Source organism: Actinocorallia longicatena (genome assembly GCF_039534125.1).
GTDB classification, from domain to species: domain Bacteria; phylum Actinomycetota; class Actinomycetes; order Streptosporangiales; family Streptosporangiaceae; genus Actinocorallia; species Actinocorallia longicatena.
Genome location: NZ_BAAAUV010000029.1, coordinates 23,563 through 37,889 on the forward strand (window position 1 = coordinate 23,563; position 14,327 = coordinate 37,889).

At 68.4% G+C, this 14,327-nt stretch carries 13 protein-coding genes and 1 pseudogene; 2 read left to right on the forward strand and 12 right to left on the reverse strand.

Features of this window, described 5'->3' with window-relative positions:
• Window position 1: 1 nt before the first annotated feature.
• The 6 genes and pseudogenes from ABD785_RS34835 to ABD785_RS34860 all read right to left on the reverse strand — a co-directional run.
• Window positions 2-1,105: a winged helix DNA-binding domain-containing protein gene (locus ABD785_RS34835; protein WP_344837124.1), complete on the reverse strand. Its 1,104-nt coding sequence runs from the start codon at window positions 1,103-1,105 to the stop codon at window positions 2-4.
• On the reverse strand, window positions 1,098-1,529 hold the full coding sequence (locus ABD785_RS34840) for a nitroreductase family deazaflavin-dependent oxidoreductase (protein ID WP_344837127.1): 432 nt from the start codon (window positions 1,527-1,529) through the stop codon (window positions 1,098-1,100). Before ABD785_RS34840 ends, ABD785_RS34835 begins: the two co-directional genes overlap by 8 nt.
• A 10-nt stretch (window positions 1,530-1,539) precedes the next feature.
• The gene (locus tag ABD785_RS34845; RefSeq protein ID WP_344837129.1) at window positions 1,540-2,211 is read right to left on the reverse strand and encodes an SWIM zinc finger family protein; all 672 of its coding nucleotides are present in this window, start codon (window positions 2,209-2,211) and stop codon (window positions 1,540-1,542) included.
• Window positions 2,208-4,694, reverse strand: coding sequence for a DEAD/DEAH box helicase (locus ABD785_RS34850; RefSeq protein ID WP_344837297.1), 2,487 nt, complete (start codon window positions 4,692-4,694; stop codon window positions 2,208-2,210). Before ABD785_RS34850 ends, ABD785_RS34845 begins: the two co-directional genes overlap by 4 nt.
• A gap of 14 nt (window positions 4,695-4,708) precedes the next feature.
• Complete coding sequence (locus ABD785_RS34855; RefSeq protein ID WP_344837300.1) at window positions 4,709-5,509, reverse strand: ABC transporter permease; 801 nt, start codon at window positions 5,507-5,509, stop codon at window positions 4,709-4,711.
• Between the two features lie 97 nt (window positions 5,510-5,606).
• Window positions 5,607-6,449 (reverse strand): annotated as a pseudogene (locus ABD785_RS34860) (ABC transporter ATP-binding protein); the annotation flags it as partial.
• Between the two features lie 100 nt (window positions 6,450-6,549).
• On the opposite strand from ABD785_RS34860, the gene ABD785_RS34865 reads away from it, so the two are divergent.
• Window positions 6,550-7,299, forward strand: coding sequence for a TetR/AcrR family transcriptional regulator (locus ABD785_RS34865; RefSeq protein ID WP_344837132.1), 750 nt, complete (start codon window positions 6,550-6,552; stop codon window positions 7,297-7,299).
• A 323-nt stretch (window positions 7,300-7,622) separates the two neighbouring features.
• Window positions 7,623-8,753 (forward strand): site-specific integrase, encoded by a 1,131-nt coding sequence (locus ABD785_RS34870; protein ID WP_344837134.1) that lies wholly within the window; start codon window positions 7,623-7,625, stop codon window positions 8,751-8,753.
• A 60-nt stretch (window positions 8,754-8,813) separates the two neighbouring features.
• Here ABD785_RS34870 and ABD785_RS34875 read toward each other — a convergent pair whose 3' ends face one another.
• The 6 genes from ABD785_RS34875 to ABD785_RS34900 all read right to left on the reverse strand — a co-directional run bounded on the left by ABD785_RS34875 (window position 8,814) and on the right by ABD785_RS34900 (window position 13,805).
• Complete coding sequence (locus ABD785_RS34875) at window positions 8,814-9,017, reverse strand: helix-turn-helix domain-containing protein (protein ID WP_344837138.1); 204 nt, start codon at window positions 9,015-9,017, stop codon at window positions 8,814-8,816.
• Window positions 9,014-9,769: a hypothetical protein gene (locus ABD785_RS34880; RefSeq protein WP_344837139.1), complete on the reverse strand. Its 756-nt coding sequence runs from the start codon at window positions 9,767-9,769 to the stop codon at window positions 9,014-9,016. Before ABD785_RS34880 ends, ABD785_RS34875 begins: the two co-directional genes overlap by 4 nt.
• 10 nt (window positions 9,770-9,779) lie before the next feature.
• Window positions 9,780-10,142 carry a DUF4282 domain-containing protein gene (locus ABD785_RS34885; RefSeq protein WP_344837142.1) on the reverse strand — a complete coding sequence of 121 codons (363 nt, stop codon included), beginning with the start codon at window positions 10,140-10,142 and terminating at the stop codon, window positions 9,780-9,782.
• A gap of 226 nt (window positions 10,143-10,368) precedes the next feature.
• A complete protein-coding gene (locus ABD785_RS34890) occupies window positions 10,369-11,163 on the reverse strand; it encodes a replication-relaxation family protein (RefSeq protein WP_344837145.1) in 795 nt (264 codons plus the stop codon).
• A gap of 206 nt (window positions 11,164-11,369) precedes the next feature.
• On the reverse strand, window positions 11,370-13,571 hold the full coding sequence (locus tag ABD785_RS34895) for a type IV secretory system conjugative DNA transfer family protein (protein WP_344837147.1): 2,202 nt from the start codon (window positions 13,569-13,571) through the stop codon (window positions 11,370-11,372).
• 51 nt (window positions 13,572-13,622) lie between these two features.
• On the reverse strand, window positions 13,623-13,805 hold the full coding sequence (locus ABD785_RS34900; protein ID WP_344837150.1) for a hypothetical protein: 183 nt from the start codon (window positions 13,803-13,805) through the stop codon (window positions 13,623-13,625).
• Window positions 13,806-14,327 lie beyond the last annotated feature (522 nt).

Genomic DNA, 14,327 nt, shown 5'->3' on the forward strand with positions numbered 1-14,327 from the left:
GTCACCAGGGAGGATCGAAGCGCAGGTCGTGGGCGTCGTTCGGGGCCTGGAAGGCCAGGAAGGCGGCGGCCTCCGGCTCGATCTCGGTGCGCTCGGCCGCGGTGAGCGGGCGGAACGGGGTGATCGTCAGGGTGGAGGTCTTCGCGGCCCTGGCCAGCGACCAGGTGGCCTGGACGGTCCCGTCGAGCAGGACGGTCCCGGGCACCGGGCCGTGCTCGGGCCACGCCTTGACGGACTGCTCGGTGCCGATGGTCCCGGTGCGGGAGCGGTCCGCGAAGGAGATGAGGACGTTGTCGTAGTCGGGGAGCAGCCGGACGGGCGCGGGCGTCTCGGGGTCGGGCCTCGGCGCGTCGGGCAGGTCGTAGAGGACCTTGCCCTCCTCGGTCGTGAAGGTGCGCAGGTCGTCCATGCCCTGGACGACCTCCTTGAGCCGGGTCAGGCCGCAGTGCGTCTGGACGTCCATGACGGTCGCGGGCCCGAATCCGGCCAGGTAGCGGCGGATGAACCCGGGCAGGTCGGGCTCGGCGGCGAGGGGGCGTCCGAGCCAGTGCTCGGCGGTGGTGTGGGCGACGGCCCCCGACCGACCCCACAGGCCGCGCGGCGGCACCTGGACGAGCGGAAGGCGGGCCCGGACGAGCTGGCCGAGCGCCGAGGTGTTCCGCCCGGGGAACCGCTGCTCCAACGCGGCGCCGAGGGCGGCGAAGGTCAGCGGCCGCTCCTCGAGCAGAACGCGGCCCTCGGCGGCGACGGCGTCGAGGTCGAGGTCCTTCCAGTGCCTGCCGAAGGCCCCGCGGGTGGCGCGCAGGATGAAGTCGTCGAGCAGGGGCCGCCAGGCGAGGGCGTCGTCGGCGGTCAGCAGATGGATTGTGCCGCGCATGACCGCGATGCGCACCAGCCGCCGCTCCTGGAGGTGGGCGGAGGTCTCCTCGGGGTCGAAGGCGGCCAGCCGTGACCACAGGGAGGTGTACCAGCTGTGCGGGGTCTGGGCCTGGAGGCCGCAGATGTGGGCGACGGCGCCGGTGACCGGCAGGTCCGAGCGCTCCAGGAGGAGCTGGCGGGCGAGGGTGGCGCGCCCGAGGGCGCGCCGGGTGAGGACGTCAGGCACGGTCGAGGACCACCACGGGGATCAGGCGCTCGCATTTGCGCTGGTAGGAGGCGTACTCGGGGTGGATGCCGACCATCTGCTCCCACAGGGCCGGGCGTTCGGCCTCGGTGGCGAGGCGGGCGGTCGCGGTGAAGACCTCGGCGCCGACCTGGACCTCCACCGCGGGGTCGGCGGCCAGGTTGGCGAACCACAGCGGGTGGTCGGCCGCGCCGCCGTTGGAGGCGACGACGACGGGGCTCTCGCCGTGGAGGCCGTAGATGAGCGCGGTGCGGCGCCTGAGCCCGCTGCGCCGCCCGGTGGTGGTGAGCAGCAGTGAGGGCCGGCCGTGATAGTCGTGGCCCTTCTCACCGCCGGAGGCGACGTAGGCGTCGATGTGCTTGCGCACCCAGCCGGTGGGCGAGTCCACGACTTCGTGATCACTCATGTCGCTCACGCTACCGTCCACCTCCGACACTGTCCCACCCCAGCAGTTCACGGGCCGTGCGGGCGGCGGCCAGTGCGGCGCCGTCCAGTCCGGTGGGCGGGGGGACGGGCGGCAGCCGTTCGGGCAGAGGCCCGGGCGTGCGGGCGAAGACCGACCGGGCGGGTTCCCCGGCGGGCGGCGCGGCGAGGACGGCGGCGCGGTCGCGTCCGCGCAGCAGGAGCAGCAGGAAGGGATCCTCGTCGAGCAGCCAGGCGACCTGGTAGGCGAGCCCGAGGGCGTGGCGGCATTCCCATCCGCCGCAGTCGCACTCGAAATCGAGGGTCCAGGGCAGGATCGGGACCTCCTCCAGGATGTCGCGCGGCAGGTCACCGGACAGGAGCGCGGCGAGGTTGCCCGCCCGGGCGGTGACGGCGTCGGCGAAGGCCACCCATTCGGCGTCGCTCAAGGTCGGGACCTTGACGACGGCGTGGTGGTCCTCGGCCGCCGCGGCGATCCGGCCGGGGGAGAGGCCGAGGGGGCCGAGGAGCCCGCGTTTGGCGTAGGCCCGGCCGGCCTGGGTGAGGGTGCGGTCCAGGACGGTCTCCTCCAGGGCCTCGACCCAGGCGCGCCCCCACCAGGTGGCGGCGAAGGACTTGCCCGCGCGCTGCGGGGGGAAGGCGGGGAATCCGAGTGCGGTGGTCACGGGGTGTCCTCCAGGGCGACGAGGGCGGCGAGATCGTCGTCGGACAGTTCGGTGAGGGCGGTCTCGCCGCTGGTCAGGACCCGGTCGGCGAGTCCGCGTTTCGCGGTGAGCAGGGCGGCGATGCGGTCCTCGACGGTCCCCTCGGCGATGAGGCGGTGCACCTGGACGGGGCGGGTCTGGCCGATGCGGTGGGCGCGGTCGGTGGCCTGGTCCTCCACGGCCGGATTCCACCAGCGGTCGTAGTGGATGACATGGTCGGCGCGCGTCAGGGTGAGGCCGGTCCCGGCGGCCTTCAGCGACAGCAGGAACACCGGCGCCCGTCCTTCCTGGAAGCGTTCGACGAGCCTCTCGCGTTCGGCGACGGGGGTGCCGCCGTGCAGGAACAGCGTGGGAACGCCCCGCCCGGCGAGATGGGTCTCCAGCAGCCGGGCCATGGCGACGTACTGGGTGAAGACCAGGACGGCGCCGCCGCCCTCGACGATCTGGTCGACCAGGTCGTCGAGGAGGTCGAGCTTGCCGGACCTGCCGGTGAGGACGGGTTCGTGCTCCCTGAGGTACTGGGCGGGGTGGTTGCAGATCTGCTTGAGCCCGGTGAGCAGCTTGACGATCGCGCCGCGCCGCTCCATCCCGTCGGACGCCCTGATGGCGGCCATCATCTCGGCGACCGTCGCGGCGTACAGGGAGGCCTGCTCGGCGGTGAGCGTCACGGGGGCGTCGGACTCGATTTTGGCGGGCAGCTCGGGCGCGATGCCGGGGTCGTCCTTGCGGCGGCGCAGCAGGAAGGGGCGGAACAGGGCGGCGAAGCGCCGGGCGGTCTCCTCGTCGCCCGCCTCGATGGGCCGGGCCCAGCGGGTACGGAATCCGGACAGGGTGCCCAGGAGTCCCGGGGTGGTCCAGTCGAGGACGGCCCACAGCTCGCCGAGGTTGTTCTCCACCGGGGTGCCGGTGAGGGCGACGCGGGCGGCCGCCGGGATGCGCCGCAGCTCCCTGGCGGTGCCGGACAGCCGGTTCTTGACGGCCTGCGCCTCGTCGGCGACGACCATGCCCCACCGGTGGGCGGCGAGGACGTCGGCGTCCAGGCGCATCGTGGCGTAGGTGGTGAGGACGAAGCCGTGGCCGGGCAGGTCGCGGCGGGTGCCGTGGAAGCGGGTGACGTCCTGGCCGGGGGCGAAGCGGCGGATCTCGCGCTCCCAGGTGCCGAGCAGGGAGGCGGGGCACACGACGAGGGTGGGACCCGCGTCCTCGGGGAGCCGGTGCAGGTGCAGGGCGATGAGGGTGAGCGTCTTTCCCAGCCCCATGTCGTCGGCGAGGCAGGCGCCGAGGCCGAGGTCCGTCATGCGGGCCAGCCACGCCAGCCCGCGCAGCTGGTAGTCGCGCAGGGTGGCGGTGAGGCCCGGTGGCGGCGGGACCTCGCCCGAACGCTCGGGGTCCGCGAGCCGGTCGCGGAGCTCGGCCAGGCCCGCCTCGACGTCGACGGGGACGTCGGCTTCGCCGGCCCTGACGGTCCCGGCCAGGGCGGCGGCGAGGGCGCCGACCGGGGTGAGCGGGTCCAGCTCGGGACGGCGGGCGCGGTCGAGGGTCTCGGCGTCGAGCAGCACCCACTGGTCGCGCAGCCGGACGACCGGCCGGTGGGCCTGGGCGAGGGCGTCCAGCTCGGCGTCGGTGAGGGGCACCCCGCCGATGGCGAGCCGCCAGCCGAGGCGGACCGTCCCGCCGGCGGTGAAGTCGAGCGGTCCCGGCCGGACAGCGGCGCGGGAGGTGACCTCCCTGGAGAGGTCCTTCGGCCAGTGCACCGCGACTCCGGCGGCGGCCAGGGCCGCGGCTCCGCCGTTGAGCAGGGCGGCGGCCTCCTTGTCGGTCAGGTAGACCTCGTCGGGGACGGCCAGGTCGAGGGTGCGTCCCGCGGGCGGGTAGACCTGCGCGGCCAGCCGCAGCGCGGCGACGGCGGCGTCCCTCTCGCGCGGCCAGACCGCGGCGAGGTCCTGGACGAGCGCTCCGTCGTGGATCTGGACGACGGCCTTGAAGTCGGCGCCGTCGCGATGCTCGATCCGCAGGGAGACCCGGCTCCGGGCGCCGCGTCCGGTGAGGGCGTCGGTGACGGCGTCCAGGAACGCGGCGAGCAGGTCGCGGGCGGCGGGGAGCCGCAGCCCCTCGGCGGGGCCCGGCCGCGCGCCGTCGGGGACGGTCAGCGGCAGCGACCGTGCGGTGGCGGGCATGGCCGCGGCGAGCGCCGCGAGGTGGGCCTCGTCGGCGGGCCCCGGACGTCCGCCGCGGGCCAGCAGATGGAGGGCGAAGGCGGCCGCTTCGGCCCAGAACAGCGCGGAGGGGTCGGTGCCGGGTGCGGTCAGCAGTCCCGGCAGGGCCTCGGCGACGCCCACCCGCCGCAGGGGCGGCCGGGTGAGTGTCACGCCGTCGGCCAGGCACCAGGTGGGGACGCCGTCGGAATCGGGGAACAGCAGGTGGGGCGGGTCGAACGGGAGCAAGCGGGCGGTTCCTTTCAAGCGGACAGGCGCTGGAAGCGGCGGACCGACAACGGGAAGAACACGGTGGTGATCACCAAGGGCCAGACTATGGCGAGCAGGAGGCCGTGGTCGGCGGCCCATGATCCGCTGCCCGCGACCCCGGGGTTGCCGAAGAGGTCGCGGACGGCCGTGACGGTCGCCGACAGGGGATTGGCGTCGGCGAGGAACCCGAGCCAGCCGGGCATGTCGGCGGGGGAGGCGAACACGTTGGACAGGAACCCGAACGGCCACACCAGGATCTGGACGGCCATCACGGCCTCGGGAGAGGGGAAGCGCAGCCCGAGGTAGATCCCGGCCCACAGGAACGCGAACCGCAGCCACAGCAGGAGCGCGACGGCCACGAGCACACGGCCGAACCCCTCGTGCCACCGCCAGCCGACCGCCAGGCCCGCGCCCATCATCACGACGAGCCCGGCGGCGGAGTTGATCATGTCGGCGGAGGCCCGGCCGACCACGACGGCGCTGGGCGCCATCGGCAGGGACCTGAACCGGTCGGTGACGCCCTTGCCGGCGTCGGCGGCGACGGCCGTGAAGGTCCCCTCGATCCCGAACACCATGGTGAGGGCGAACATCCCGGGGAGCAGGAACTCCTTGTAGTCGCCCCCGCCGGGGATCTCCATGCCGCCGCCGAGCAGGTAGCCGAACATGAGCACCAGCAGGACGGGGAACAGCAGCCCGACCAGCACCTGGACGGGCTGGCGGACCCAGTGGAGCAGGGCGCGGCGGGTGAGGGTCCAGCCGTCGGACGCGGCCCAGCGGAACGTCGCGGTGGTCATGCGTTCTCCTTCTCGGGGGCGCTGGTGAGGTGGAGGAGACCTCGTCGAGGGTCGGGCGGCGGACTCCGGCGTCCTCGACGGCGATGCCGGCCTCGCGCAGCGCGTGCAGGACTCCGGTGAGGGCGGCGACCCGGTCGGTGACGGGTGCGCCGAGCCGCAGGGCGTCGGTGTCGAGCACGGCCTCGGCGCCCGTCACCGAGGACACCACGCGGGCGGCCTCGGGCAGGTCGGCGGCCTCGCGCAGGACCAGGTCGAGACGGTCGCCGCCCACGAGGTCCTTGAGCCCGGCGGAGTCGCCCTCGGCCACGATCCGGCCGTGGTCGACCACGCTGATCCGGTCGGCGAGCCGGTCGGCCTCCTCGAGGTACTGGGTGGTGAGCAGGACCGTGGCGCCCTCGGCGACGAGGGCACGGACCGACGCCCACACCTCGGCACGTCCGCGCGGGTCCAGGCCGGTGGTCGGCTCGTCGAGGAACAGCACCCGGGGCGAGCGGATGAGGGCGGCGGCCAGGTCGAGGCGGCGGCGCATCCCGCCGGAGTACTTCGAGACCGGCCGGTCGCCGGTGTCCGCGAGGCCGAACCGCTCCAGCAACTCGGTGGCGCGCAGCCGGGCCCCGCGGGAGCCCAGGTGGTGGAGGCGACCGAACATCTCCAGGTTCTGGGCGCCCGACAGGACCTCGTCCAGCGCGGCGTGCTGGCCGAGCAACCCGATGGCGGCCCGGACGGCCGAGGGGTCCCGGGCGACGTCATGCCCGGCGACGGAAGCGGTTCCGGAGTCGGGGCGCAGAAGGGTGGTGAGGACGCGGACGGCGGTGGTCTTGCCGGCCCCGTTGGGGCCGAGCAGCCCGTGGACGGTGCCGGGGGCGACGGCGAGGTCGAAGCCGTCCAGGGCCCGGACGCCGCGGAAGCTCTTGACGAGCCGCTGGGCGTGGATGTCCATGGTCCTCCCTAGAAATCAGTAAGGTGTACGGAGTTGTTCGGGAGGCATAACCGTACGGCATACGGAGTTAATTCCGTACAGTCTACGGAGAAAATGTGAGGTGAGTCACATCGCCGAGAAGAAGCCGAGCGATCCCGGCCGGACCCTCGCCCTGCTGTGGGGGACCGCCCCCGCCGCGCCCGCCCGTGGACCCAGGCCGAAGTTCTCGCTCGAGGAGGTCGTGAGCGCGGGGATCCACGTCGCGGACACCGACGGCCTGGACGCCCTGTCGATGCGCCGGGTCGCCGACCATCTCGGGATCGGCACGATGTCGGTGTACACCTACGTGCCGGGCCGCAGTGAGCTGCTCCACCTCATGTACGACCGCGCGATGGGGCCGACCCCGCCGCTGCCGGAGGGCACGACCTGGCGGCAGGCCCTGCGGCACTACGCGGAACTCGGCCGCGACCTGTTCGACCGTCATCCCTGGACGCTGCGCGTCTCCGGCCCCGGCCTTCTGCTGATGAGCCCCAACAGCACGGCCCGTTCCGAGGCCGTCTACGCCGCCCTGGCCCCGCTCGGCCTGCCCGGCTCCGAGCAGTACGCCATCGCCGCCACCCTGGACGGCTACGTGCGCGGCATCTGCCAGAGCACCGCGGACATCGCGGCCGACTTCACCGGCCCCGACGACTACGGCCGCTGGTGGGAGGAGGCCACCCCGCACCTGACCGCGCTGATCGCCCGCGACCGCTTCCCCCACCTGTACGACCTGTGGGAGCAGGGCGCCTTCGAGGTCGAGGTCGACCACGCCTTCGGCTTCGGCCTGGACCGCATCCTGGACGGCATCGAGCGTCACCTGGACGCCCGCTAGGGGCTGTTTCAAAGTCGGCGCCCGTGGCGAGCGGCGTCCAGGTGCGTGCCTCGTGGGGGCGGAGGAGGGAGTCGACCTGGTTGGGTCGGCGACCAACGACATGATCTTGTGGCGCCCCTGGTCAGCGGGCCTTTTGCTGTCTGAGATCTGGGGTGGGGAGCCATGGTGGGAGCCAGTTGGCTCCCGGATGGCGTGGGAGAATGGGGGTGGTTCCTCACAAGGGGAGCCGCCCCCTTCAAACGTGAGTGGGGGGACGGTCCTGGCAGACCGATCCCCCCAGTGACAGCCCGACCCACCCAGACCATGAGCGGAAGGAACGTGTCATGTCGAAGATTACCGTAGGCGCCTACGAGGGGTCGATCTATCGGGAAGGCGCCGGGTGGACCGTCGCCCTCTCGCTGGGCTTCAAGCCGGACGGCACCCGGAACCGGATCAAGCGCAAGGGCCGCACCAGAGCCGAAGCCAAGGACCGGATCAAGCAGGCCGTCGCCGACATGGAAAAGGGCGTCAAGCGCGATCACGGCTACACGGTGGCGCGTGCGGTCAAGGACCTGATCGAGACACTGGCGGCTGGCGGGCTGTCGGAGTCCACGATCGTGGGATATCGCTCCTATGCCGCAAACCACATCAGCAAGATAGGCGCGGTGAAGGTCGCTGACCTGACCCCGGACCAGGTCGAGAAGTGGCTCATGACGCTTCGCGGAACGATGGCGAGCAGGACGCTGGGAATGATCCACGGCCTGCTCACACGGGCGCTCGACCGTGCCGCCCGTTTCGACAAGGTAGACCGCAATGTCAGCCGTCTGGTCGCAACCCCGAAAGGCATGAGCAAGGGGCGTCCGTCCAAGTCGATGACCCTCGATCAGGCCAAAGCCGTTCTCGCCGAAGCGGCCAAGCCTGAGCACCGCTTCGGACCATATGCAATCCTCGCCATTACGACCGGCCTGCGTACCGAGGAACTGCGTGCGCTCACGTGGGATGACGTGGACCTGACGACGGGCACGGTCTATGTGGTGCGCTCCGATCGGCAGGGAGGCGACACCAAGACCGAGAAGTCCCGGCGTGGTCTGGGTATCGCTCAGACGGCCGTCTCAGCGCTCACGGCGCACAAGGCCCGGCAGGCAGGCGAAAAGCTCATCGCTGGCGAAGCATGGCAGAACAACGGTCTGGTGTTCGCACGCCCGGACGGGAGCGGATACCGGAGCCAGACCGCCGCCTACCACTTCCGGAAGGTGCTGGCCGCCGCAGGCCTCAACCCTGACGAATGGACGCCCCGCGAGACCCGGCACTGTTTCGTCTCCATCATGAGCGACCAGGAAGTCCAGATCGAGGTCATTGCCGACCTATGCGGCCACGCCTCCCCCGCAGTCACCAACGAGGTCTACCGCCATCAGCTCAAGCCGGTCCGCCGGGACGCCACAGCCCACATGGACCGCATTTTCGGCGCCGCCTAGCCCCGACCATCCGACAGAGCCGTTCAGCCGCCGAGAGGCAGGCTGAACGGCTCTCTGTTTTCAGGATTCGTCGCTGTCATTGTCCTTGGTCGTGAGAAAGGCCGTGATGTGTTCTTGGGTGATCCTTCGGAGCCGACCGATTTTGATGCTCCTCAGTTGGCCAGTGCGCAGCAGGCCGTAGACGGTATCGCGCCCGACCCCGAGAATCTGTGCCGTCTGTTCGACCGTGAATGCCCGTGCCGGGGGGATCGGCCGACCTGTCATCGGAAGCGCCTCACGAGCCGATCGGAGTACTCGGCGGCGATCCGCTGCACGGCGGGTAGGGTGGAATTCTTCCCCCACAGGAGCACGGAGGCGTAGCGCGTGGCGAGGATGAGATTGCCCTTCTGCCTGTAGTCGAAGATAAAACCGCAGATTCCCGACCGGTGCGGGCATTTGATCTGCTGCACACGGTGGACGTGGACCCATTCGCCGCTCCGGGTGCTGAGCTTCTGGCGGGCGCACTTCACATCGCGCATCCGGAAAAGGTCCCTTTGGGCTTGCTGGCTGTCGGGATAGACCAGCGCCATTTCGACGAGGACGATTCGGGAAAGAGTCGAGTTGCGGTACCGGCCGCCTTCATCGCGCCATGACCGCAGGAACAGCCGTCCGACGCTTTCGGGGGCCCGATGGGTGAGAGTGTCGGGGCCGCAGGTCGGCACGGATGGTGCTGGCGACGCCAGCGGGGAGGCATGCGGCATGACCGGCCCGACGTCGTGCGGGGTGAGCAGCAGGGCGCGGGCCTGCCGCAGGGTCCGAGCCGCAGGCCCGCACTGGATGGCCGTCCCGTGGATCGTGCAGCCGCCCGCCCCGCCCCCAGAGGGCTCCTGGGCGCCTGTCGGCGGGGTGCTGGCAGTCGGGGAGGGGGGACGGGGGCTGAGGACGGTTGAGGGCCGCTGACGCGCACAGCCGGTACCGGCGGTCAGGGAGTAGAGCAGAGCGAGGCAGGCGCACAGGACGATGAACGGATTCCGCATGGCTTTCCTTTCAGTTCAGCCAGGGTCGGGAACTGCGCCGGGTCTCGTCGGCGATCTTCCGCAGGTCGGCCAGGTGGTAATTGATGGAAAATCCCGTGAGCAGGGATTCGAGGATGACGCGGACGACGAGAACGCTTCCGATCCATGCGCAGGGGGTGAGGGCTATTGCGATCCACAGGAGCACGTTTCCCAGGAGCCAGGAGAAAGCCCACAGCAGATAGAGGAAAGCCAGTGAAACGCACCCGCTGAGGAGCTGATATCCCCGGTAGAGGAGCTTCACCAGATGCGGGGTGAGAAAGTAGTCGAAACCCGGATCGGCGAGTGCCGATCGGACGGCTTCAGGCGAGTAATGGCCGGAAGCTGCTTTCTTCACAGGTCCTCCGTCGGAATTCATCGGTAACCGCTCCCTGCGCAGAAGTAGCAGGGGGCGACTCCGCCTCTGTGGGTGCGAATCTGCCCGTATCCCCGGCAGACGGGACAGCGCCGCGCGAGTGCAGCCGCTTTGATAAGCACATAGATGACGAGAGCCGATATGACGATGATGAGGAAAAGCGTGGATCCGGGAGAGGAGACGGGATCCCCCACCGTCGCCGGAGCTTTCATTCGCTGGCCCTTTCCGTAGCTAGTGAGCTTTCGAGGAATTGGGGGGTACTGTCCCAGGTGGCCACGGCCACCAGTCTCTTGGTGAGGTCACCGAGAATCTCCAGGGACTTGGTGATCTGTTCACGGCGCTTCGCATCGGGAACGGAGAACACCACTCGCGGGATGACGCCGAATGGTGTAGACGGATTGCTGTGAGCGAATCCCAGGTAGCGTGAGACCTTTTCCTCAATGACCGGAATGCGTTCGGTACCCATATCCATCTCGATCCACCAATGGTCAGCAGTTCCGGAAGGCGAGACGAGGACCACATAAGCGTCAGGTCGCATATCGCGGCCGGACGGCACTGACCACCATGCGTCCGATTCGGTTTGGAAGAGGCCGATCCGGAAGGCGCCTGAATTGGCCGATTCGCTAAGCCGTACGTATAGTTCTGAGATGGCTAGCGCGTGCGGAATAAGACGCGCGAAAGGCTGACGGAAAGGCGTGACCCTTTCCAGTTCCTCACCTCTTCGCAAACGCAATAGCCGTTCCATGGCAGGATCGAGGGAATAGACGAATGGCGCCGATCCCACACCGGTAACGGTACGGAAAGCGATGACGGCCTTGAATCTGACGAGCCTGCGCATGACGCGATTGCGCATATTCGTCGCCTGGGAAAGGCCCTGGAAATGCAGGCGCTCTATCTGGCCGCCGGTAGCGTATTTGAGGCGAAAGAGAGTCTCGGCAATTTCTATGTCTCGGGGGCGGAGCCGTGCCGACAGGAACTCTGTGCGCTGTTCGCTACTGCTCATTTCCCTTTTCCCCTTTCGCATCTGACTGAGTTAAGAGCCGTTAGGCGAAGAGCGTCCGCCGGGTGGACCCGCCGGGGGCGTAAGACATTCCGCAGGCGCGGCGCCTCGCATGGGTACGGTGACCAGGGGGAACGGGGAGGGCAGGGGTGGGGATGAGAGGGAGGAGAGAAACATCTCTCGCGCCACCCTCCGGAACACCCCAGGGCTCAGCCGTCATAGCGTTTCCATTCCTCTCCGCCGGAGGACCGGCCGATGGAGTCAGTTCCGGTGGAAATGCGGAGCCTTTCACGTCGTCGCTCTTCCACCTCAAGGCGAGGAATCCCGGATTCGCGGAGAAGGGGCGTGGCTCTCTGCCGGTAGGTGATATCGGTCTCGGGGAGTGGCAGGGTGTATCCGGTCACAGGGGAAGCCGTGCGCGAATTGACACAGGGGCGCATCGCGAATTCGAAGGCGCCGAGACCGGTCAGGTCATCTCTTCCCAGATCGGGCGAGAACCTTTTTGAAAGGGTCTCGGCGTCCTTGTATTCGAGCTGAAAGACGATCTGAGTTCGTACGGTTCCCAGGACTGCGGCAAGGATTTTCGGCGACAGTTGGTCGAGGTACTGGTAAGACAGGTGAAGGCCCAAACCAAGGCCTCTTGCCTGTGCAAGCATTTCGTTGATGTCGCCACCGAAGCGGATGAATTCTTGGAATTCGTCGAGATAAGCAAAAATGGTTTGCCGGCGGTTGCTTTCAACAGCTGTCCGGGAAAGGGTTTCCTGCCAGATGAAAGCGACGAGCAAAGAGCCCAGCAGATGTGCCGCTTCCGCGCCTATGACGCCTTGGGAAAGCGGGACGAGCAGTATCTTTCTCTTGCGGAACACCTCGCCGATATTGATGCCCTCGCTCTGCCCGAGGATCAGCCGCAGCGCTGTTCTAGTGGTGAAGGCTCGGAGTTTGTTCATGGCGGGCCCGATGACTTGCTGCCGCTCTGCCGTGCTCATCTGCTCATAAGCGATCCAGAACGACCGCACCGCATCGGGTATCCGCGACCGCCGCACCACGCTTCGCCGAAATTCGTCGTTGGTGAGCAGTTCTGGAATCTCTGCCAGAGTGAACGCTGAACCGTCCACAGCTTTGGCGTGTGTCAGAGTGAGCAGGCAATTACGGAGAACGTCGGCGGTCCGGGGCCCCCACGACGATGCCCACAAGTCGCGGAAAGTGTCCACGATACGATCCACGACCAGTTCTTTACCGTGCTCGCTCATTCCTTTCGTGCCCAGGAGATTGAAGCCGACCGGGTTGGCGATTGCGGAGGCGTCCATCAGGATCACGTCGTCAAGCCGGGATTCGGGGATGCGTGTGAGGATCGAGGAAATCAAGTCGTTCTTGGGGTCGATCACGATCGCGCCCCGCCCTGCTCGAATGTCTTGAAGCGCCAGGGAGGCGACCAGTTCGGATTTCCCCGCCCCGGTAGGTCCTTGAATGAGGACGTGCCGCAGCCGGTCATCAGGAGCCAGGGTGAGCGCGCGGCCTTCCATCGTCGGGTGATTGGACTTGCCGACCTGAATACCGCCACGCATTCCGAACGGTGCGGGCAATTGCCGGGAGCTTCCCGACGGAAGGCCGGGCACCGCGATTCCGGCAAGAGGCCATGCCGTCACGGCGCCGAGCTCGGCCGCGTTGAGAACAGCGGGCCACAGAGCCACCGGAAGGCGCCAGCGCCGTGCCCGCCAGGCAACGACCCGCGAGGGAAGGAAGCGGGTCCTCAGCGCGCTCTCAGGACCGCTCAGGACGTCGATTGCTGCCAGCACTTGCCCCAGGAGCAGCCGCGCCCGACCGGTGTGCCGTGCGGTCACCACGACACGGCCACAGGCCTCCCACAGGGGCGAGGACTGCTTACGGCCCGCTGCTGTCCGCAGCGCGGTAGGGGCGTCGTCGGACAGGGGTCGCAGGTTCCGCCCTGCGGTCACCGTCCACACGATCCGGATGTGCTCTCCGGTGTTCATCGGATAGAGCGATGACAGCAGACCGGCGACCGCGACAAATCCCCGAGAGTCAGCTAGCGGGAAAAGTGGCTTGACGGACTTCAATTCCGCCGCAGCCCTGATTCCGCCCAATTCGAATGAATAATCGGGGATGTGCTGCAATCGGAGGCCGGCCACAATGGTCGATAGAAATGACACTACTCCGCTCGAATGCTTTCTAGGAACGAGCAGAACATGCGTGATTCCGCGATGCGTGCCGTGTGTTTCAAAGACCAGAGGGCGGCGTTTGGCAAACCCTCGCAGGCCGTTGAACGCTGCCTGTACTTGTTCGGGCGAAAGGTCTCGGGGTACGCGGATCCGGAAGGCGACGAGAGAACGACGCCATGCGCGAGCATCCAGCAATCGCGCGATGATAACGGCCATGGCGCAGAAGGCGCTCACGGATAGCACCCACACGGCGGGCCCGTATTCCATCGGGAATCGTTCCGGCTGCTAGTAGCGCCGCCGGAAGGCCACCCACCACAACACCATGAAGATGGTCACGGCCGCCACGACGGGCAGCAACGGCAGCAGCCAGTAGTAGACCTGACGGCCGAAGAAGGCGATCAGGGGAATGGAGACGAGGACCAGCAGTATGCGGCCGAACCAATTACGCCGGTAGACGTAGCGAGCCATGAGCGTTCCTCTCGGCGTGCCGGATGATGCACACCCAGAGTCAGCCGGTCCCCGCTCGCGATTCAATCCACAAAGAGCCCGCAATTTTCGAGCGAAATCGTCCGCTTCCCGAACGCGTATCACTCTCTTACCGCCCGCGAATCGCGTGAGTAATGCTAGTGGCTCGTAACCGGATCTTGCCGGGTAATTGATCTTGGCGAGTTAGAGCGTCAGGCTCATCCCGGACCCGTTTTGGGAGGTGGTCGTGCGCGTAAGCCCGAGGCGTTCGTGCGGGATCCTCGGTCCATGTCCGCCACCACCGGCGGGTCTGCTCGCATACTCGTCTACGTCCGGCAGCTCGGTTGCGTTGACCTTCCGGCTTGTCTAAAAGATCTCGGCTGGCTATTCGTTCCGCCTGCGTGCGTTTGGGGACGGCGGTGATCCTTTCCAGCCAACAGGTGACCATCCTCGGTTACCTACAACGGTGCCGGTCACTACCGTCGATCTTGTTATTTCCGTACTCTGTGATCCGGGACCTCCGTC

Coding starts and splice junctions, on each gene's coding strand:
- ABD785_RS34840 (WP_344837127.1), bottom strand. CDS start 1,529: ATGAGTGATCACGAAGTCGTGGACTCGCCCACCGGCTGGGTGCGCAAG.
- ABD785_RS34855 (WP_344837300.1), bottom strand. CDS start 5,509: ATGACCACCGCGACGTTCCGCTGGGCCGCGTCCGACGGCTGGACCCTC.
- ABD785_RS34870 (WP_344837134.1), top strand. CDS start 7,623: ATGTCGAAGATTACCGTAGGCGCCTACGAGGGGTCGATCTATCGGGAA.
- ABD785_RS34875 (WP_344837138.1), bottom strand. CDS start 9,017: ATGACAGGTCGGCCGATCCCCCCGGCACGGGCATTCACGGTCGAACAG.
- ABD785_RS34880 (WP_344837139.1), bottom strand. CDS start 9,769: ATGCGGAATCCGTTCATCGTCCTGTGCGCCTGCCTCGCTCTGCTCTAC.
- ABD785_RS34890 (WP_344837145.1), bottom strand. CDS start 11,163: ATGAGCAGTAGCGAACAGCGCACAGAGTTCCTGTCGGCACGGCTCCGC.
- ABD785_RS34900 (WP_344837150.1), bottom strand. CDS start 13,805: ATGGCTCGCTACGTCTACCGGCGTAATTGGTTCGGCCGCATACTGCTG.